Raw genomic sequence first — 20,144 nt, forward strand, 5'->3', positions numbered from 1 at the left:
CGAGCAGGGCGGCAGCGAGCAGAGTCTTTTTCATTTAAGAAATCTCCGTTGATTTGAGTGACAAGAGCAGCAATCCAGCACACCAGCCTGCCGCCCCCCTAACTCCGCGAAGGGAAGTTGACGCTATTGCATCAAAAATCCAGGGGACTGGCTATGGTCGTGCCGCAAAACCACGGCTTTGGGCCAAGGCTCTGTTGGGTTCATACAACATGGGGAAGCCGAGGGCGATGATGGCGTCCCCGTTTGCGGACCCCGCCGGAAAGAATATCGGGACGGTGCACGAGAGGCAACAGGGCCGTTTCGGCCGGAACGGCAGGAACCAAAAGTCCCGTTTCGGCACCTTCCGACCGCCCGGCCCCAGAAAATTCCCCTTGTATGGCCGGTCAGCGGCCGGCGGCATAGGCCTGCATCAGGCGCGGCGTCGCCGCGGCGTGCAGGATCCCGTCCTCGTCCAGCGAGGCGGCGGTCAGGCGGCCCACCGACCAGGCGGGCACTTCCTCGATCCGGTGCCCGCGCGCACGCAGCGCCTCGATGGTCTCGGTGCCGAACGACGCCTCCACTGCCAGGTGGCCGGGTTTGCGGTCCCGTGGGTAGAAAGAGCTCGGGAAATGCATGGTGTGCGACATCGGCAGGTCGATGGCTTCCTGCAGATTCAGCCCGTGATGGACGTGGCGCAGGAACAATTGCAATTGCCACTGCTCCTGCTGGTCGCCGCCTGGCGTGCCGAACACCATATACGGTCGGCCGTCGCGCAGGGCCAGGGAGGGGGTCAGGGTCGTGCGCGGCCGCTTGCGGGGTGCCAGCGAGCCCGGCAGGCCCGGCTCCAGCCAGAACATCTGGGCCCGGGTGGTCAGGCCGAAGCCGAGTTCCGGAATCACGGGCGAGGCCTGGAACCAGCCCCCGGAGGGCGTGGCCGAGACCATATTGCCCCAGCGGTCGATCACGTCGACATGGGTGGTATCGCCGCGCCTGACCGGCGCGGAGGCGCGCATATCCGCCATGGTGGGCTCATTGGTGGCCGCACCGGCCTGCGCGATGCGCGACAGCCGGCGCAGGACATCCATCATGCGGGCGTGCTGGTCCTCGTAGCCGGGCAGCACGCCCGGACGCAATTCGTGCGAGGCGCGATCGCCGATCAGGGCGCGCCGCGGGGCGTTGTAGTCCTCGGACAGCAAATCCGCCAAGGGAACATCGACGAAGGTCGGATCGCCGTAATAGACCTCGCGATCGGCGAACGCCAGCTTCATCGCTTCAGTCAGGCAATGGACGAACTCCGGGCTGGACGGGCCCATGGCGCCCAGGTCCGCGCCCTTGAGCAAAGCCAGCGTTTGCAGGAAGACGGGCCCCTGGCTCCAGGCGTCGGCCTTGGCGACGGTGTAGTTTTCGTAGTCGTAGGTCCGGGGCGCCTCGTAGGTCGCCGACCATGCCGCGAGGTCGTCGCCCGTGATGACGCCGCTGTGCGGCGTGCCGCTTTCGTCCATGACCGGCTGGCGCGCGAAACGGTCTATCGCCTCGGCGACGAAGCCGCGATAGAAGGCGTCGCGCGCGGCTTCGATTTGCCGCTCGCGGTCGGCGCCGGCGGCTTCGGCTTCGCGCAGCACCCGCTGCCAGGTCCGCGCCAGGCTCGGATTGCGGAACAGCTTGCGGGCCTGGGGCACGCTGCCATTCGGTACGTAGATCTGCGCCGTGGTGGGCCAGTTCTTTTCGAAGAAGTCCTTCAGGCCGGCGATGGTGTTGGAAATGCGCGGCATCAGCGCATGCCCATTTTCCGCGTAGTGGATGGCGGGCTCCAGGACATCGCGCAAGCGCATACTGCCGTGGTCGCGCAGGAGCAGCATCCAGGCGTCGAAGGAGCCGGGGACGACCGCGGGCAGCAGCCCATTGCCGGGAATCAGGTCCAGTCCCTCGGCGCGGAAGCGGTCCAGGGTCGCGGCGGCGGGCGTGGTGCCCTGTCCGCAAAGCACGTCCACCCTGCCCCGGGCCGCGGAATGAAAGACGATGGGAACCTCGCCGGCCGGCCCGACCAGATGGGGTTCCACGACCTGCAGGACGAAGCCCGTGGCGACACAGGCATCGAAGGCATTGCCGCCGCGCTCCAGCATGGCCATGCCGGCGGCGGTCGCCAGCCAGTGCGTCGAGGTGACGACGCCGAAAGTGCCCAGGATCTCCGGGCGGGTGGTGAACATCATGTCGGTCTCCCGGCCGCCCCGCGCAAAACCGCGCCGCGGCCGTACACGTTATGGGGCGGCGGGATGCCGGGACGCTTACTTGGCGGCCATCGTCACGCCCTTCAGGCGGATCAGGCCGTCCGGGTAAGGCACGAAGCCATGGATCTTCTTCTGCACGCCGAAGGTCCACGGCAGGTAGAACAGGTAGATGATGGGATCTTCGGCGTGCATGATGTCCATCACCTTGCCGTACAACACTTTGCGCTTGCCTTCGTCCGACTCCGCGCGAGCCTCGTTGAGCAGCTTGTCGGCTTCGGCGTTGCTGAACTTGCCATCGTTCAGGCTGCCCTTGGTCGCCATGTACTGATAGATATTGCCGCTGGGATCGACACGGCCGGACCATCCGCTCTGCCCGGCCTCGAAGTCCCCGCGCGCCAGCGCCGACTGCAGCGCGGCGAATTCCACCGGACGCAGCGAGATATCGAAACCGGCTTCGGCGCCCATGGCCTGGATCAGTTCGTACACCTGTTGCATGGTGGTGTTGTTGCCGAAGGTGATTTCCAGTTTCACACGATCGAAACCGGCTTCCTTGAGCAGCGCCTTGGCTTTCTTGGGATCGCGGCCGCTGCGCTCCAGGCGCTTGTCATAGGCGAAGCTGGCCGGCGGGAAAGGCTGGTACGCCGGCCGGAACATGCCCTCGCCCACCACCTGGTTGATGGCATCGCGGTCGATGGCAAGGTCCAGCGCCTCGCGCACCCGCTTATCCTTGGCGAAGGGATTGTTCGCGCGCGCGCCATTGGCCAGGTTGAAGGAAAACGATTGATAGCCCAGGCCCGTTACCGGTGCCAGGCGCAGGTTGGGATCGTCCTTCACCGCCTTGGCATCGGAGGGCGCCACGCGCTCGATGATATTGAGATCGCCGGCGCGCAGGTTGTTCACGCGCACCGTGGCATCCGGGATGGGGGTAAAGATGACGCGGTCGAAGTGATAGTCGGCGGCGTCCCAGTACTGGGGGAATTTTTCCAGGACGATGCGATCGTTTTGCACGCGTTCCTTGAATTTGTAGGGGCCCGAGCATACCGGCTTGCTGCCGGGGTCCTTGTCGAAGGATGCAGGGGAAATCATCATCCCGGCACGATCCGACAACTGCGATAGCAGCGAGGCGTCGGGTTCGTTCAGGTGCAGCACGACGGTTTGGGCATCGGGTGCCTCCACGCTGGCCAGCGTGACCAGTTCGCTCTTGCGGTTGCTGTCCGGCAAGGTGCGCGCCCGATCCAGGTTGGCCTTGACCGAGGCGGCGTCGATGGGCGTGCCGTCATGATAGACGGCGCCCTTGCGCAGCTTCATCGTCAAGGTCTTGCCGTCGGCGCTGGTCGACCAGGACACGGCCAATTGCGGGACGATCTTCAGGTCGGGAGTGATGTCGACGAGCTTGTCGCAGAGCGACGCGAAAACGATGCGGCCGACGAAGGTTCGCGCGCGCGCCGGATCGAGCACGTCGGGGTCATCCTGCAGGCCGATACGCAGGGTGGATTGCGCCATTGCCGCGCTGCTGGCCAACAGGCCGGCCAGCGTCATGGCCAGGCAGAGTTTTCGCATGAGACTTCTCCAGATTGCGATCCGGCCGCGCGCCGACCGCCGAATGCGGGTCGCCGGCAGGACAAAGCGGGCATTGTATCCAAGCTTGATATATCAACGCGCCCTGTTACATCCCTGCGTCGCGCGGCGGCCCGAGGCCGTCGGAAAAACTGAATACCCCCTTGGCGACCAGCTCGGCGCACTCCGCCTTGACGATGTCGGTGAACCGGGCGATGCCGGGACTGGTCCGGCCGTCCCGGCGCACCGCCAGCATCAACAGGCGGTTCAACTGTACGCCCGTGACTTCGGACAACGCTACCGTCCGTGCCTCGCGCTGACGCTTGAACACCGACACCGGCATGACGGTGGCCCAGCGCCCTTGCATGACCAGTTCGCTTATCGACTCCACCGAGTCGATCTCGGCGTAGATATTCAACCGTGCGCCGACGACGCTGAGCTGCCGCTCGATAATGCTGCGATGGAAACGCGTCATCAGCAGCGGAATGTCCGGCAGCGCCGACACCGGCACGGTGGCGGGAATGCGCCGGGGCGCCGCCGTGACCAGGGCGAAAGGTTCGCTGTAAAGATGGTGCAAGGCGAAATCGCCCGATCCTTCGGGGTTGGTGAGGAAGGCGACGTCGACCAGCCCGCGCGCCAGCCAGTCCGACAGAACCGGTGTGAAGGATTCGCGCAGCGCGATGCGAAAGCCGCCCAGCGCGTTGTCGCACCGCTCGAACAAGCCAGGCAGCAATACCCTGCCCAGGGTCGGCGACGCACCCACGGTGATGGTCGATTGCCCCATCTGCGCGCGGCTCGTCAACTGCGTCTTGACCTGCTCGGCCTCGGCCAGGATGCGGCGGGCCGCCTCGCACAAGGCGGCACCCTCGTGCGTCAGCTGCGCGCCGCGCGCGCTGCGGCGCAGCAGAGGCACGCCCAGCTCGCTTTCCAGCTCCCTGACATGCCGGCTGAGCGCGGGCTGGGCGATACGGACCAGGGCGGCGGCCGCGGTGAAGCTGCCGGTGTCGGCGATGGCGACGAAATAACGGAGTGCTTTCAGGTTCATGCGGCGATCGCGTCAGGATGGAGGGCCGGCGTCTTGATGGCGCAGTCTAGAACGAATCGTTATGGCCTGGTAAGAAAACGGCATTGGCTTCCCAGTGACCTGCTTCCTATACTTTGAGCTCCTCAGTTCAAAGTGATATGGCAGGCCCCTGAGCCTGTAACATTCGATGCCCCAAGACACCGCCACTGGCGCCCGTGCGCCGACCCAGCCCCGCGTCTCCGCCGCCCGACTCCAGGATTTCATTGCCCGTGTGCTGGCCGCCGTCGGCATGCCTGAGGCCGATGCCCGTGTGGTGGGCGGCATCATGGCCGAGGCCGACGCGCGAGGCGCCGACGCGCACGGCATTTTCCGCCTGCCGCCTTACGTCAAGCGCATCCGGGCGGGTGGCATGAATATGCGCCCCGACATCCAGATCGTGTCCGAGCGCGCGGGCTCCGCCCTGCTGGACGGCGACAATGGCATCGGCCACCTGATCATGAAAAAGGCCGCCGACCTGGCCGTGCAGAAGGCGCGCAATACCGGCGTGGCGTGGGTGGGCGCGCGCATGAGCAACCACGCCGGCCCGGCGGGCATCTATGCCCGCATGCCGCTGCGGCATGGGATGGTGGGTATTTATATGGCGGTGGGCAGCGCCAACCATATGCCGCCCTGGGGCGGCACGGAGATGCTGCTGTCGACCAACCCCATCGCCATCGCGGTCCCGGGCCGGAATCGACCGCCCATCGTGCTGGACATGGCCACCACGAACGCGGCGTACGGCAAGGTCAAGGCCAAGGCACAGCGAGGCGAGATGATGCCGGAAGGCTGGATGGTGGGACGCGACGGCAAACCGCTGCTGGATCCCAAGCGATCCGGCGAGGGATTCCTGCTGCCCATCGGCGGCGCGAAGGGCTATGGCCTGGCGATGATGTTCGGACTGCTTGCCGGTACGCTGAACGGGGCGGCCTTCGGCAGGGACGTGGTGGATTTCAACCAGGACTATGCGGCGACCACCAATACGGGCCACACTGTGATCGCGCTGGACGTGGAGGCATTCATGCCGCTGCGGCAGTTCGAGGAGCAGGTGGACGAGATCTGGGCGCAGATGAAGTCGTCGGAACTATTGCCCGGATGGGACGAAATCCGCCTGCCCGGGGAACAGTCGCACCGCACCTACGAAGAACGCATGGCCAACGGCGTTCCCATTCATGCGGAACTGCGCGCGGCGCTGGATACATTGGCACAGAGCCTGGGCGTGGCCCCGCTGGAGGCCTGACGCGGTACGCTGAACGGTGCGCGCGCGATGACCGCAGGCCCCGGGGGGCGCATCGAAGCATGCCCCGCCCGGGCCCGGTGCCGACGGTGGCGATGACGAAACACGGAGGCAGGAGGTGGACTCATGCAGCTTGCTCGCATCACTCTGGGCGGGATCGGCGTCATCCTCGCCGCGACGCTCGGCATCGCGGCCGGCCCGACAACGGCCATCGCCGAAACCAATGCCGGGCAGATAAAGCCACGCGGCGATAAGCCATTCGCCGCCACGCCGGTCGCCACTTTCGACGAGCCATGGGCCATCGGCTTCCTGCCGGACGGGCGCATGCTGGTTACGGAAAAGCCGGGGCGGATCTTCCTGGTCGATCCCCATGGACGGAAGACACCGGTGGCGGGCGCCCCCAAGGTCGCCTACGGTGGCCAGAACGGCCTGCTGGACATCGCGGCCGCGCCGGACTACCCGACCTCGCGCGCCGTCTATTTCACCTATATGGAACCCGGCGCGGGCGGCAGCAGCCTGGCGCTGGCGCGTGCCCGGCTGGAGGAAACCGGTGCCCGTGCCGCCTTGCGCGACGTGTCCGTCATATGGCGCCAGGCATACCAGGGCGCCGGCGGCCAGCCCGGCGGCATCATCGCTTTCGCTCCCGATGGCCGGCATCTGTTCCTGACGGTCGGCGACCGCATGCGCCCCGAAACTGCCCAGGATCCCGACCTTCCCCTGGGCAAGGTACTGCGCCTTAATCCGGACGGCAGCACACCCGCCGATAATCCGTGGGCCGCCCAAGGCGGCGTGCGCGCGCAGACCTGGACCACGGGCCATCGCAATCCTTACGGCCTGGCTTTCGCGCCGGACGGCCGCTTATGGATGGACGAAATGGGACCCAAGGGCGGCGACGAGCTGAATCTGATCCTCCGCGGGCGCAATTACGGCTGGCCCATCGTGTCGAACGGAGACAACTACAACGGCACGCCCATCCCGCGCCATGCCACGCGACCCGAATTCGCACCGCCCGTGATCTATTGGACACCGGTCATCGCGCCGGCGGGGCTGGCCTTCTATAACGGCCCGATGTTCCCGCAATGGCAAGGGTCGGCCTTCATCGGCGGACTGCGCGCGCGGGCGCTGGCGCGCGTCGCCTTCGATGGCCGCGGCGGCGCGACGCAGGTCGACCTATGGGATATGGGACAGCGGATCCGCGATGTGGCGGTCGCCCCGGACGGCGCGTTATGGGTGATCGAGGACGCCTCCGACGGCCGCCTGCTGCGCCTGACGCCAAAAAAATAAAGGTCCAGGCCATGCCGTGGCGACCCCGGTCGACCAAAGGAGCGAGCCGATGAAAAGGAAGTGCAGGCACGCTTCACCATGCCTTATCGCCAGGGCGATATCCCGCGCAACATCCTGACCGCGCGGGTTTGCACGCTCGTCGAACCCGACATCCTGTCGGGCCGAAACCAGCGAGGAGCCGCCGCCCACCGCCTGCCGGCCAGCGTAAGATTCGAGGGACCAGCGCTCGTGTATTGAACCGATACAGGACGCGCTGGCAGCCGATCGCCAGGTATGGGGCTTGCAACAGCGGTCGCTTTTGATTGTTACTGTTACGCCGGCGCCGGCCGCGCCGGCTTTCCGCCATGCGTATAAGCGAGACATGCAAAGCTGCCCTGTGCGGCGTCGTCCTGTTCCTGTCCTTGCACGGTCCGGCGGTGGCGCAGCAGGGATCCGTCCCGCCCTCTGCTACCGCCACGGGTATCACGCCGGCGGAGGCCCGGCGCACCGCCGATATCCTGCGCAACGATGCCCGTCGCGCGGAACTGATCCGCACCCTCGACACCATCGCGGCCGCCGCGCCGGCCGGATCCGCCACGCCATCCCGGACCGCCCCGGCGACGGGATCGGCGCCCGCGGCAGCACCGGCGCCCCCCTCGGCAGGCGCGCCTGCCGCCCAGCCCGCCAGCGCCGAAGCCGACCAGCCGGCCACCATCGTGCCGCTGGAAAGCGACGGCCTGACGGCTCGCATGCTGCGCAGCCTGGACCACTGGATGGACAACTTCGCGGCGCAGGCAAGCGTGGTCGGCAGCGCGGCCAAGGAGTTCCCCGCCCTGCTCGCGCACTCGCGCGCGCTCACCACCGACGCGGGACAACGCCTGCTGGGCCTGCTCGGGCTGTCCTTGCTGGCCGCCTTCGCCGCGGGCCTGATCCTGGAGTGGGGGCTGCGTCGCGCGCTGCGCCGTCCACGAATCGCGCTCGAGGAACATGCCGACCGGCAGGCCAGGCAACCCATGGCCGGCAACGAGGCCGTCTATTCCGGCGCAGGCTTCGCCCCGCCGCCCGCGGGACCGGCGGCCCCTCTCGGGCCGGCGACGGCGGCAGCGGACGCGGCCCAGGCAAGGCTGGTACCGCCCGCCGAAGGCGTGGCCGTCATCCAGACACATCGCGACGGCGTGGATCATATCGAAACGGTGCCGGTGGGCAAGGATAACGCCGCCGGTTCGGTGGCATCGGCATCCGCGCCGCTCCCGGACGCAGCCGCGCACAACGAAACGCCCGTCCCATCGGGGCGGCGGGACTCGCGCCATCATTCCCGGACCCTGCGCAACATGCCTTATGCGATCGGCGCGCTGATGCTGGACCTGCTGCCGGTCGCGCTGTTCTTCGTCGCGGCCAACCTGGCGCTGCGCTACGCGGCCAGCGGCCATCCGCGCGTGCGGGAGGCTGTCGCGGGATTCATCGCGGCCTACGTGGCGCTGCGCATCGTGATGGCCGTCATGCGGCTGCTGGTCTCGCCTGCCGGACAAGGCCTGCGGCTATTGAGCATCGGACCCGCCACGGCGCACGTGCTGATCATGTGGATACGCTGGATTGCCGGACTGGCATTGTTCGGTGTTGCCATCGCGGACACGATACCTTTGCTGGGCACGGCGCCCGCTCTCAGCACGGCTTTCCTGAAGGCGGTGTCCCTGCTGGTGCACCTGAGCGCGGTCGTCCTGATCCTGCAACTGCGCCGGCCCGTGCGCCATGCGCTGCGCGCCGTGCCTGGTGCGGCCAGCCCCCTCGCGGTCGCCCGCAACTGGTTCGCCGAGGCATGGGCGGTCCTCGCCATCGTGCTGGTCATGGGCGTATGGGTGGTATGGGCCATGGGCGTGCAGAACGGCTTTCCCAAGCTGATCCACTTCGTGCTGATATCGGCGGCGGTCCTGGTCGTGGCCCGCCTGCTGGCGATCGTGATCCTGGGCAGCCTCGGGCGTCTGTTCTCGGCCGGCCGGGAAGGCGATCGCGGCGACGATGCCTATCCGCAGGCCGCCGTGCGTTTGTCGGAACGCTACTACCCCTGGACGCGCGGCCTGGTATCGGTGTTCCTCACCCTGTGCACCATCGTGGTCCTGTTCGAATCGTGGGGCGTCGATGCGCTGAGCTGGTTCGCCAGCGGTTCGCTGGGCCGCAGCCTGGCGTCCGCGGCATTGACCATCGTTGTTGCGATCGTCGTGGCCATCGTAATCTGGGAAGCGGCGCAATATGCGGTGGAGCGGCGCCTGGCGCGCTGGACGCGCCTTGGCGACAACATGCGGGCCGCCCGTCTGCGCACGCTGCTGCCCATGCTGCGCACCGCGCTGTTCATCGTGGTGGCCCTTATCGTGGGGCTGACGGCGCTGAACCAGATCGGCATCAATACCACCCCGCTCCTGGCCGGCGCCAGCATCGTCGGCGTGGCGCTGGGCTTCGGCTCGCAGAAGCTGGTGCAGGACTTCATCACCGGCATCTTCCTGCTGATGGAGAACGCCATGCGCGTGGGCGACTGGGTGACGGTGGCGGGCGTCTCCGGCAGTGTCGAATACCTGTCCATACGAACGGTGCGCCTGCGCGGCGGGGATGGCGCGCTGTACATCGTTCCTTTCAGCTCGGTTTCCACCGTCAGCAACAGCAATCGCGGAATCGGCAATGCGGCCGTGCGCATCAGCGTTGCCTACGATACCGACATCGACATGGTGGTGAGGGAACTGAAGGAGATCGGTGCCTCGCTGCGCCAGGACGCGAACTTCAAGGACCAGATCCTGAACGACATCGAGGTGTGGGGCGTGGATTCGGTCGACGGATCCATGGTCACCCTGGTCGGCCAGATGCGCTGCAGCGACAAGGGACGCTGGGGCGTGCAGCGCGAAATCAACCGGCGCATCCTGGAACGCTTCCGCGAGCTGGGCATCGAAATCGCCAACCCGCGCGCCAGCCTGTTGCTGCCCACGGACACCTCGCCGCTGGCGGTCCCTACGGGCGCGCACGCGGCTGCGCCACAGGGCGGCGCGCGACAGGGCGATGGCGCGGGGAAAGGCCATCGCCCATGAAGGCGAACGGCGCGCGGCCGCCAGGCACGCTTTCGTGGCCCGGCGCGCGCTATTCGGGGATGAACGCGCCGGCCGCGCGATCCAGGGGGTCGGCGCTGGCCGCCAGCCCGGATATCACGCCGGCACGGTCCTCCGCGCCGCGGTTCTGGCTCATTTTGCGCTTGGCATCGATGCGGGCGATGGGCAGCCTTACCCCGACTATGCCCCGCAGCATGGACGAGACGTAATCGGCCGGCGCATCGGATACGGCCCATGGCGCGTCCCGTCCCGCTTCATGGCGTTCGGTCAGCCCCGAAACCACTCGCAAAAGGCGGGCGGCATCGTCGAAAAACTCCACCGGCCCATACGCATGGACGGCCACGTAGTTCCATGTCGGCACCACCTTGCCGTCGCGCTGCTTGGTGGCGTACCACGAGGGCGAGACATAGGCATCGGGCCCCATGAAGATGGCCAGGGCATCTCCGGAGACGGGCGTGCGCCAATGCGGGTTGGCCCGCGCGATGTGCCCGTACAGCACACCGTGTTCGCCCTCATCGGCCTCCAGCAACATGGGAAGCGGCGTGGCGAGCAAGCCATCCGGGCCGGAAGTCACCAGTTGCACCAGCCGCGCTTCCCGCATGATGCGATGGATGGCGGACCGGTCTTTTTCAAGGAAGGCGGGCGGCACGTACATGAATTTCTCCAGGGGATGCGCCATTATGGAGCACTCCTGCCCGGCTCCGGGCCGGTCCTGCCCCAATGCAAACCCTGGGATCGCGCCTAGTGGTCGGTGCCCAGCACACGGTCAACCATATCGACGATGGTGCAGAGGTCGAAGGGCTTGGCGATGAAAGCCGAATAGCGCGGGCAGGCGTCGACGACCGATTCCTCGGGCAGGCCGCTCATGACGATGACGGGCACTTCTTCCAGATAGGCGTTATCGCGCATGGCGGTCAGTAGCGAGGCGCCGCCCATCCCTGGCATCATGACGTCGGATACGACCAGGTCCGGCTGGACTTCCAGCATGCGCGTCAGCGCCGTCAGGCCGTCGCTCTCCACGTATACCGTATGGCCGGCGCCGCTGAGCACCTCGCGCACCACTCTTGCCAGGGTGGCCTCATCGTCCACCACCATGATTTTTGCCATCTTTGCTCCGCCGCGCCGACATGCGCGTCCGCTGTACCGAAGGAATACGTACGCAAGCCATGTGCCCGCCGCGGCGCCCCCCTGTTTATCCGCCTGTTGCCGGCCGCCGCGACGCGTAAGATACGCCATGAGCTTATGCCGCCGCCGGCCTTCCCGCTCTATCTTTTCCTTTCCTTACATCGCGGCGCCAAGCTCGCAGCCCACATGACATATCGCATCCTGGCCGACGCCGTTCTGATCGCGCATGGGCTTTTCGTCGCCTGGGTGGTGTTCGGCGGGCTGGCCGCTTTCTGGCGCGGATGGCTGGCCTGGCTGCATCTGCCCGCGCTGGCCTGGGGCGCGACCGTGGCGGGGATGGGGTGGATCTGCCCTCTTACCCCGCTGGAAAACACCCTGCGGCTCCAGGCCGGGCAAGCCCCCTACGCCGGCGATTTCATCCACCACTACCTGACCGCGCTGATCTATCCGCCGGCGCTGACGCGCGGCACGCAGGCATTGCTGGCGGCCTTGCTGCTGGGGGGCAACGCGATCGTATATACGCTGCTGTTCCGCCGTCGGCGGCACGGCAAGCGCTAAACGACTAAAATCCCGCCCCATGTTTTCCGCCACCCGGATCCCTCGCGCCGCCCGGGGCACACGCATGCTGCTGTGCCTCTTGCTGCTCGCCATCAGCTTGCGCGCAATGATCCCCGTGGGGTACATGCCGGACACCGCCGCGCTGCGGCATGGCGTCGTCCGCATCGGGCTATGCACATCGACCGGCATGGTCTCCATCGTACAGATGCTGGGCCAGGCCGAAACCGGGCATGGCCCTATGTCCCACATCGGCGGGGATCATGGCGGCCATGATCATCCGGACCAGAACCATGCGGCCGGCGCCGAATGCCCGTTCTGGGCGGCAGCCCACCTGGCAGTGGACCTGCCGCCCCTTGCCATCGTGCCTCTGCTGGCCGCCATCCGCGACCAGGTCGTCCGCTTTATTCCACCGGCCGCGCTGCCCGCACTGCCGCCCGCCGGGCCGCCACTGGGTCCCCGCGCACCGCCTTCCACCTGACGCTCGAACGTTTCATTTCGCGGCCACGCGACGCGCGAGGCCGCTCGTCCGTTCACAAGACAAGGTGGATCCATCATGTCCAAGGCATATCATCGCCCGGCATCCGCGCCGGGCGATATGGCGCGGCCGTCCGGCGGCGCCGCATTGATCGCGCTTATCACGCGCCTGCACTTCTATGTCGGCCTCTTCGTGGGGCCGTTCATCCTCGTCGCCGCCGTCACGGGCACGCTGTTCGTGCTTACCCCTCAAATCGAGAACCGCCTGTACGCGGATCAGTTGTACAGCGATGCGACGGGGCCCGCGCACACCCTTACCGAGCAGATCGCCGCCGCGCGCGCCGCCGTCGGACCCGCGCCCAGGCTATTCGCGGTCCGTCCCGCGCCGCGCCCCGGCACGACCACGCGCGTCCTTTTCAGCGAGCCGGGGCTGCAAAGCTCCGAACATCGCGGCATCTTCGTCGACCCGGTAACACTGGCCGTCAAGGGCGACCTGAACGTGTACGGTACCAGCGGCACCCTGCCCCTGCGGACGACGCTCGATACGATGCACCGCAACCTGCTGCTCGGCGACCTGGGCCGCAACTACAGCGAACTGGCGGCATCGTGGCTGTGGTTCGCCGCCCTGGGCGGCATCATCCTGTGGGCATACGGCCGGCGCCGCGGCGCGCAGTCGGCCTCCGCGCCGTCCAACGGCAGGCTGCGCCTGCGGCGCGTCCATAGCTTGATCGGGCTATGGATCGCCATCGGCCTGTTCTTCTTGTCGGCTACCGGCTTGACGTGGTCGCGCTGGGCGGGCGGGAACATCAACGTGGCACGCCAGTATCTGAGCTGGGTCACTCCGTCCTTATCGACCAGCCTGAAGCCGGGCGGCGCCATGCAAGGCGGCGATGGCGGCGAGCATGCCAAACACATGGGACATATGGCGCATATGGCCCACATGGAAGGCATGGACGCCATGGCCGGGGCGGCGCCGCCGGCGGATGCCTACGCGCGCCAGTTCGACCGCATCCTGGCCACGGCGCGCGCCGCCGGCATCGACGCCAGCGAAGTCGAAGTCCGGCCGCCGCGCCAGCCCGACCAAGCCTGGACGGTCCGCGAAGTCGATCGTTCCTGGCCCACACAGGTCGACGCCGTCGCCATCGACGGCCGCGATTTCTCCATCGTCAGCCGCGCCGACTTCGCCACATTCCCCTTGGTGGCCAAGCTGATCCGCTGGGGCATCGACACGCACATGGGCATCTTGTTCGGCTGGCCCAATCAGTTGCTGATGGCGAGCTTCGGCATCGCCTTGAGCAGCATGATCGTGCTGGGCTACATGATGTGGTGGCGCCGCCGCCCCGCGCCCGGCTCACCCGGCCTGACGGTCACCCACGCCTGGAAGCGGCTGTCCGCCATGCAGCGCGGCATCGCGCTTTTGTTCGCCGCCGCGCTGGGATACGGCCTGCCGTTGATGGGCCTCAGCCTGCTGGCCTTCATGGTGGTCGACGTCGTGCGCTGGCGGATGGCCGCGCGGCCCGGCGCAGGAAGCTACACGCGGCGGCCGGTCTAGCCGGCGCCACATCCCCGCCTGCGCGGTTGGGCCGGCGGCCGTCGTCACGCTCCGTGATGCCGATACGGCTCGCGGGGCATTTGCCGCGCCTGTCTTTCGACTTCTTTGAGGACGTCGACGAAGGCCCGCAATCCCACGGGAACCAGGCGGTGGCTGGGGTAATACAGGTAATGTCCTTCGAACGGCGGGGTCCAGTCGTCCAGTATCGTGGCCAGCTTGCCGCCATCGATGGCCGGCCGGGCCGTGTCCTCCCAGACGAAGGCGACACCCAGGCCCCTGATCGCCGCCTCGATCATCAGGTCCATGCTGTCCAGCGTGATGGGGCCAGTGGCATCGAACTTCAATTCCTGCCCGCGATGCTTGAACTCCCAGCGGTACATTTTTCCGCTGGGCAGGCGGAACCGCACGCAGGGATGCCGCGCCAGTTCGTCGGGCGTGCGCGGCGTGCCGGCGCGCGCGAGATAAGCGGGCGACGCCACGCATACCAGCCGGCCATCGCCGCCGAAGGGGACCGCCACCATATTCTTCGGCAGCGACTCGCCCAGCCGCACGCCGGCGTCGAAGCCCTCCGCGACGATGTCCACCAGCCGGCCCTCCACGACCAGGTCGACATGGACGCCCGGATAGCGCTCCAGAAACGTCGGTATGAAGCGATCCATCAATAGGCGCGCGGCGGGCTCCGCGGCATTGATCCGCACGCTGCCGGTCGGACGTTCGCTCAAGCCTCCCACATCCATCAAGGCTCGGTCCAGCTCGTTCAGGATGGGCGCGACGTTGCCGAAGAAGCGCGCGCCGGCTTCGGTGGGCGCCACGCTGCGCGTGGTGCGATGAAACAGGCGCAGGCCCAGGCGCTGTTCGAGCGCCCGCATCATATGGCTTAGCGTCGAAGCCGACATGCCCAGCTCATCGGCTGCGGCGCGAAAACTGGCGTGGCGCACGATGGCGGCGAAGGCGGAAAGTTCGGTCAGGCTGGGACGTGGATTCATGGGATTTCACCAGTAGGCCATGCCAATTCTATGGCATAGACCCAACAATCCCCCGTCCCTATACTGCTTGGCAACCGTGCCGCCCCCACCGGAGCCCGCGCTCCGCGGCCGTCCGTATCATCGAGAGGAACCCCATGCAGACCAAGGCTTTCGGCGCCCAATCCCCCACGACCGCGCTCGCCCCGCTGACCATCGACCGGCGCGAGCCCGGCCCCAATGATGTCGCCATCCAGATCCTGTATTGCGGCGTGTGCCATTCCGACCTGCATACCGTCCGCGGCGAATGGCCGGGCATCCGCTATCCGTCCGTGCCGGGACACGAGATCGTCGGGCGCATCAGCGCCGTCGGCAAGGACGTATCCCGGTTCAAGCTGGGGGATATCGTCGGCGTGGGCTGCATGGTGGACAGCTGCCGCACCTGCCCCTCGTGCCGGGAAGGCCTGGAACAGTATTGCGAAGGCCCGCACGGCTTCCAGGGCACCTACAACGGCTGGCTGGACGGCAGCGGCGAAAACACCTACGGCGGCTATTCCGCCGATGTCGTCGTCGACGAATACTTCGTCCTGAATATCCGCCATGCCGAATCCGACCTGGCCGCCGTCGCTCCCCTGCTGTGCGCCGGTATCACCACCTGGTCGCCGCTGCGGCACTGGAAAACCGGCCCCGGCAAGAAAGTCGGCGTCGTCGGCATCGGCGGCCTCGGGCATATGGGTATCAAGCTGGCGCATGCGCTGGGTGCGTACGTCGTCGCCTTTACCACCTCGCCCTCCAAGGTCGAGGAAGCGCGCAAGCTGGGCGCCGACGAAGTGGTGGTCTCCCGCGATGCGGATGCGATGGGCAGGCACGCGCGCAGCTTCGACTTCATTCTGAATACCGTCGCGATGTCGCACGACCTGGACGCCTTCACCGCGCTGCTCAAGCGCGACGGCGCCATGACCCTGGTCGGCGTGCCGGCCACGGCGCACCCATCGCCCAACGTCGGCAACCTGATCATGAACCGCCGCTCGATCGCCGGCTCGCTGATCGGCGGCATTCCCGAAACCCAGGAAATGCTGGACTTCTGCGCGGAACACGGCATTACCGCGGATATCGAGACGATCGATATGCAGGATATCGAGACCGCCTACGCCCGCATGCTGAAGAGCGACGTGAAGTACCGCTTCGTGATCGACATGGCCACCCTCTGACGGTGCGGGCATGGGAAGGCCGCGTCCTTACAATAGTCGCCTCGACACGGAAAAAACGAGGAACGGGCATGGACGCGGAATTCTGGCTGGAGCGGTGGCGCGAAGGGCGCACGCATTTTCATCAAACGCGCATCACGCCGCCGCTGGAACGCTTCTGGCCGACGCTGCAACTCGCCGCCGGCAGCCGCGTCCTCGTCCCCTTGTGCGGTAAGTCCCTGGACATGCTGTGGCTGGCCGCGCGCGACCTGCGCGTGTTGGGCATCGAATTGTCGCCGCTGGCCGTCGAACAATTCTTCGATGAGAACGGCCTGGCGCCGCAAGTGCGCCGCTCCGCGATGGGCGACCACTATGTCGCCGGCAACATCGAAATCATCCGCGGCGACATATTCGACGTCGATGCCGATACGCTGCGCGGCTGCGCCGGCGTCTTCGACCGCGCGGCCCTGGTCGCGCTGCCCGCGGATATGCGCGGTCCTTACGTGCGTCATGTATATGGCCAACTTCCCGATCGGTACCAGGGCCTGCTCGTGACCCTGGACTATCCGCAACAGGAAATGGATGGACCGCCCTTCTCCGTGGACGACGAAGAGGTGCAAGCCCTGTACGCCGGCCACTCCACCGCGGAACTGATCTACCGCCGCGACATCCTCGACCTGGAACCCAAGTTCCAGAAGGCTGGCGTCAGCAGGCTGGATGCGCTGGCATACCGCCTGCGCCGGCGCGACTGACACCGGCACGCGATGGCCGCGCGGCAGTCCGGACGTCCCGATACACCGCTAACCCCGATCGCCCGAGTTGCGCTACTCTGTCCTGAGCCCGCCGATAACTGACCACAGTCTGACAGCGGGCACGCAGGCAACGATAAGGAGGGAATACGCATGGCGGCTTCCAACGACGAACCGGTGGTCCTGGTATTGATGGGCGTATCCGGCTGCGGCAAGACCACCGTCGCGGCCATTCTTTCCGGACGGCTGGACTGGCCCTTCGAAGAAGGCGACGCCCTGCACCCCCAATCGAACATCGACAAGATGCACGCCGGCCAGCCGCTGACCGACGCGGATCGCGCGCCCTGGCTGGAAAAAGTCGCGCAATGGGTCGAGGAATGCCTGGATAAGGGAGAAAACGGGCTGATCACCTGCTCCGCGCTGAAGCTCTCGTATCGGGACATCATCAACCGCCGCGGCGGCGGCGTGCAATTCGTCTACCTGGCCGGATCCAAGGCCACCATCGCCGCGCGCCTGGCGGCGCGCCATGGCCATTTCATGCCGCCTTCGCTGCTCGACAGCCAGTTCGACGCGCTACAGGAGCCCACGGCCGACGAACCCGCCATCCGCGTGGACATCGGCCCCGCGCCATCGGCAATCGCCAATACCATCATTCAAACGCTAGGCCTGAACGCGAAAACCGGAAAGAAGGAAAACCAATGAATCCCTCCGCTGCGTTGACGTCGCACGATACCCAGGTATTGATCGTCGCGGCCATCGGCATCGTCCTGCTGGTGGTACTGATCGTCTGGCTGAAGCTGCACGCCTTCATCGCGCTGACCATCGGCGCGCTGTTCGTCGGCGTCGGCTCCGGCATTCCGCTGGAGAAAGTGACCAGCTCGTACGAGGCCGGCGTGGGCGGCGTGCTGGGCTATGTGGGTGTCCTTATCGCGCTGGGTGCCATGCTGGGCAAGCTGCTGGCCGACTCGGGCGGCGCGGATCAGGTCGTGGACCGCATCCTGCGCGGCCGCCCCGCCACCTTGCCGTGGAAGATGGCCCTGGTTGCCAGCATCATCGGCATCCCCATGTTCTTCGAAATCGGCCTGGTGCTGCTGATCCCGGTCGTCATGCTGGCCGTGCACAAATCGCGGGGCCCGGCCATGCGCCTGGGCATTCCGGCCCTGGCCGGGCTTTCGGTGCTGCACGGGTTCATTCCGCCGCACCCCGGGCCGCTGGCGGCCATCGCGATCCTGCACGCGGACGTCGGCCTGACGCTGGCCATCGGCCTGCTGATCGCCATCCCCACCGTCGCCGCCGGCGGCCCGCTGTTCGCCTTGCTGGCCTCCCGCATGGTGCCCATCGGCGCAGCGGGCGCCGGCCTGGCGGTGACCGGCCCGGACCGGCAGGCCCAAGGCCCCACCGACGACGCCGACGCCCCGGCGACGCGCAGCCCGTCGTTCGCCGTGACCCTCATCACGCTGCTCTCTCCCATCGTCCTGATGCTGGTCAAGGCGGGCGCGGATATCTGGATGGACAAGGCCGATCCGGTGCGCCACGTCCTGGACTTCATCGGCGACCCGGTCTTCGCGCTGCTGGTGGCCGTCCTGCTCGCCATGGTCACCTTCGGCACCTCGGTCGGCTTCAATATCTCGGTGCTGGGCAAGAAGATCGCCGCCAGCCTGTTGCCGGTGGTCGGCGTGATGCTGATCGTCGGCGCGGGCGGCGGCTTCAAGCAGGCCCTGGTGGACGGCGGCACCGGCGCGGCCATCGCCAAGATCGCGCTGGCCACCGGCCTGTCGACGCTGGTGCTGGGCTGGATCGTTGCGGTGCTGATCCGCCTGGCGACCGGCTCGGCCACGGTGGCCACGGTCACCGCCGCGGGTATCGTCGCGCCGCTGGCCACCCACCTTCCGGCCAATCAGCTATCCCTGGTCGTGCTGTCCATCGGCGCCGGGTCGCTGTTTTTCTCTCACGTCAACGACGCCGGCTTCTGGCTGGTCAAGGAATACTTCGGCCTGACCGTGGGCGAGACCATCAAGACCTGGTCCCTGATGGAAACGATATTGGCGGTGATGGGGCTGATCCTGACCTACGGGCTCTCGCTGGTGATGTGAAGGCGAACGCCGCCACACGGATATAGGACTCAGGTTTCCCGGACGAAGGCCGCCAGTTCCCGGTTGAAACGTTCCGGGTACTCCTGGAAAGGAGAATGCCCGCACTCCTCGTACCAGGATATGCGTGCATGGGGAATGGCTTGCGCGGTCATGCGCGCGGCTTCCGGCAACACGATCGTGTCGCGCGTCCCCTGGGTGACCAGCGTGGGCACCCGCACCTTGCGCAGCGCCGCGATGGTTTCCGCGGGGTCGGTGTGCCAGGCGGCGGCCGCGCGGCGCACGGCCATCGGCACGATCGCGTTGTAGCAGAGCGCCCGTTCGTACAGGGCACTGGCGGGCCGCAGGTGATAGCAGGCGTCCAGGAAGGCGATGGTGTGCTCCACCTCGCGCGCCAGGTCGCTGGCGATCTGCGGGGCGAAACAAAGATGGCATTGCGCCACACCATGAATCAGCAGGATTTCCTTGCCGTCGGGATTGCCCCATTCGTAGGCCGCGACCCTCACCCCGCCGGCACCGGCAACCATCAGGGGTGAAACGTCGGGCACAGCCCAGATCGGCTCGCGGTCGTGCGTATCCATCAACGTGAGATCTCCTCGAGCGGCCGGCGCAGGGTGCGGGGGCCGAAGACGGCGATGACCAGGATCATCAGGACCATCGCGACGCCCATGAAGGCCGCGACGCCGGGCGTACCGCCGACACTGAGGAAAAACCCGATCAGCAGACCGACAATGGCCGCGCTGGCGCGTCCCCACCCGTACACGAAGCCCACGGCGCGCCCCCGCAGGCGCGTCGGGAACTGCTCGGCCTGGTAGCTATGGAAGATAAACGACAGCCAGTTGTTCGACAAGGTCACCAATACGCCGAAGACGATGACCGCCCGCGGGTTGACTTGCATGGCGAACAGCACCATAAAGCCGCCGATACCGATGCCCGCGCACACGATTTGCCACTTCGGTTCCATCCGGTCGGCGACCAGCAGGCCCAGCAGCGGCCCGAACGGGTTGGCGATGGCGATGATGAAGGCGTACTGC

18 protein-coding genes are annotated in these 20,144 nt (G+C 67.0%); 10 read left to right on the forward strand and 8 right to left on the reverse strand.

Features of this window, described 5'->3' with window-relative positions; all coding sequences use genetic code 11:
* Positions 1-383: 383 nt before the first annotated feature.
* The 3 genes from ACO1P8_RS23905 to ACO1P8_RS23915 all read right to left on the reverse strand — a co-directional run bounded on the left by ACO1P8_RS23905 (position 384) and on the right by ACO1P8_RS23915 (position 4,809).
* Positions 384-2,186, reverse strand: a complete 1,803-nt coding sequence (locus tag ACO1P8_RS23905) for a gamma-glutamyltransferase family protein (protein WP_486298353.1) — start codon at positions 2,184-2,186, stop codon at positions 384-386.
* 78 nt (positions 2,187-2,264) lie between these two features.
* Positions 2,265-3,767 (reverse strand): ABC transporter substrate-binding protein, encoded by a 1,503-nt coding sequence (locus tag ACO1P8_RS23910; protein ID WP_486298336.1) that lies wholly within the window; start codon positions 3,765-3,767, stop codon positions 2,265-2,267.
* Between the two features lie 106 nt (positions 3,768-3,873).
* Entirely contained in the window at positions 3,874-4,809 is a 936-nt protein-coding gene (locus tag ACO1P8_RS23915; protein ID WP_486298337.1) for a LysR family transcriptional regulator, read from the reverse strand.
* A 166-nt stretch (positions 4,810-4,975) separates the two neighbouring features.
* Here ACO1P8_RS23915 and ACO1P8_RS23920 point away from each other — a divergent pair, with 166 nt between their 5' ends.
* The 3 genes from ACO1P8_RS23920 (at position 4,976) to ACO1P8_RS23930 (ending at position 10,395) form a co-directional block, all read left to right on the forward strand.
* Positions 4,976-6,064 carry an Ldh family oxidoreductase gene (locus ACO1P8_RS23920; RefSeq protein WP_486298338.1) on the forward strand — a complete coding sequence of 363 codons (1,089 nt, stop codon included), beginning with the start codon at positions 4,976-4,978 and terminating at the stop codon, positions 6,062-6,064.
* Positions 6,065-6,187: 123 nt separating this feature from the next.
* Positions 6,188-7,345 carry a PQQ-dependent sugar dehydrogenase gene (locus ACO1P8_RS23925; RefSeq protein WP_486298339.1) on the forward strand — a complete coding sequence of 386 codons (1,158 nt, stop codon included), beginning with the start codon at positions 6,188-6,190 and terminating at the stop codon, positions 7,343-7,345.
* A 344-nt stretch (positions 7,346-7,689) separates the two neighbouring features.
* Positions 7,690-10,395: a mechanosensitive ion channel domain-containing protein gene (locus ACO1P8_RS23930; protein ID WP_486298340.1), complete on the forward strand. Its 2,706-nt coding sequence runs from the start codon at positions 7,690-7,692 to the stop codon at positions 10,393-10,395.
* 49 nt (positions 10,396-10,444) lie between these two features.
* Here ACO1P8_RS23930 and ACO1P8_RS23935 read toward each other — a convergent pair whose 3' ends face one another.
* Both ACO1P8_RS23935 and ACO1P8_RS23940 read right to left on the reverse strand, forming a co-directional pair.
* Entirely contained in the window at positions 10,445-11,092 is a 648-nt protein-coding gene (locus ACO1P8_RS23935) for an FMN-binding negative transcriptional regulator (RefSeq protein WP_486298341.1), read from the reverse strand.
* Between the two features lie 62 nt (positions 11,093-11,154).
* Positions 11,155-11,520 carry a response regulator gene (locus ACO1P8_RS23940; RefSeq protein WP_486298342.1) on the reverse strand — a complete coding sequence of 122 codons (366 nt, stop codon included), beginning with the start codon at positions 11,518-11,520 and terminating at the stop codon, positions 11,155-11,157.
* A 204-nt stretch (positions 11,521-11,724) separates the two neighbouring features.
* Between ACO1P8_RS23940 and ACO1P8_RS23945 the strand changes: the two genes are divergently transcribed.
* From ACO1P8_RS23945 to ACO1P8_RS23955, 3 genes are all read left to right on the forward strand, one after another.
* Positions 11,725-12,096: a DUF2784 domain-containing protein gene (locus tag ACO1P8_RS23945; RefSeq protein WP_486298343.1), complete on the forward strand. Its 372-nt coding sequence runs from the start codon at positions 11,725-11,727 to the stop codon at positions 12,094-12,096.
* Positions 12,097-12,160: 64 nt separating this feature from the next.
* Positions 12,161-12,574, forward strand: coding sequence for a DUF2946 family protein (locus ACO1P8_RS23950; protein ID WP_486298344.1), 414 nt, complete (start codon positions 12,161-12,163; stop codon positions 12,572-12,574).
* A 75-nt stretch (positions 12,575-12,649) separates the two neighbouring features.
* Positions 12,650-14,122 carry a PepSY-associated TM helix domain-containing protein gene (locus tag ACO1P8_RS23955; protein WP_486298345.1) on the forward strand — a complete coding sequence of 491 codons (1,473 nt, stop codon included), beginning with the start codon at positions 12,650-12,652 and terminating at the stop codon, positions 14,120-14,122.
* A gap of 44 nt (positions 14,123-14,166) precedes the next feature.
* Here ACO1P8_RS23955 and ACO1P8_RS23960 read toward each other — a convergent pair whose 3' ends face one another.
* The gene (locus ACO1P8_RS23960; protein ID WP_486298346.1) at positions 14,167-15,108 is read right to left on the reverse strand and encodes a LysR family transcriptional regulator; all 942 of its coding nucleotides are present in this window, start codon (positions 15,106-15,108) and stop codon (positions 14,167-14,169) included.
* 134 nt (positions 15,109-15,242) lie between these two features.
* Between ACO1P8_RS23960 and ACO1P8_RS23965 the strand changes: the two genes are divergently transcribed.
* The 4 genes from ACO1P8_RS23965 to ACO1P8_RS23980 all read left to right on the forward strand — a co-directional run bounded on the left by ACO1P8_RS23965 (position 15,243) and on the right by ACO1P8_RS23980 (position 19,113).
* Positions 15,243-16,295, forward strand: a complete 1,053-nt coding sequence (locus tag ACO1P8_RS23965; protein ID WP_486298347.1) for an NAD(P)-dependent alcohol dehydrogenase — start codon at positions 15,243-15,245, stop codon at positions 16,293-16,295.
* A 68-nt stretch (positions 16,296-16,363) separates the two neighbouring features.
* Positions 16,364-17,023 carry a thiopurine S-methyltransferase gene (locus ACO1P8_RS23970; RefSeq protein WP_486298348.1) on the forward strand — a complete coding sequence of 220 codons (660 nt, stop codon included), beginning with the start codon at positions 16,364-16,366 and terminating at the stop codon, positions 17,021-17,023.
* Positions 17,024-17,173: 150 nt separating this feature from the next.
* Entirely contained in the window at positions 17,174-17,722 is a 549-nt protein-coding gene (locus ACO1P8_RS23975) for a gluconokinase (protein WP_486298349.1), read from the forward strand.
* Positions 17,719-19,113 (forward strand): GntT/GntP/DsdX family permease, encoded by a 1,395-nt coding sequence (locus ACO1P8_RS23980; RefSeq protein WP_486298350.1) that lies wholly within the window; start codon positions 17,719-17,721, stop codon positions 19,111-19,113. The genes ACO1P8_RS23975 and ACO1P8_RS23980 overlap by 4 nt, the downstream gene beginning before the upstream one ends.
* Positions 19,114-19,142: 29 nt before the next feature.
* On the opposite strand, the gene ACO1P8_RS23985 is transcribed toward ACO1P8_RS23980, so the two are convergent.
* Together ACO1P8_RS23985 and ACO1P8_RS23990 are read right to left on the reverse strand one after the other, a co-directional pair.
* Entirely contained in the window at positions 19,143-19,691 is a 549-nt protein-coding gene (locus ACO1P8_RS23985; protein WP_486298351.1) for an alpha/beta fold hydrolase, read from the reverse strand.
* Positions 19,691-20,144, reverse strand: a 454-nt coding sequence (locus ACO1P8_RS23990) for an MFS transporter (RefSeq protein ID WP_486298352.1), incomplete at its 5' end; no start/stop codon positions are given. The genes ACO1P8_RS23985 and ACO1P8_RS23990, both read right to left, overlap by 1 nt.

It is taken from the genome of Bordetella sp., assembly GCF_057362025.1.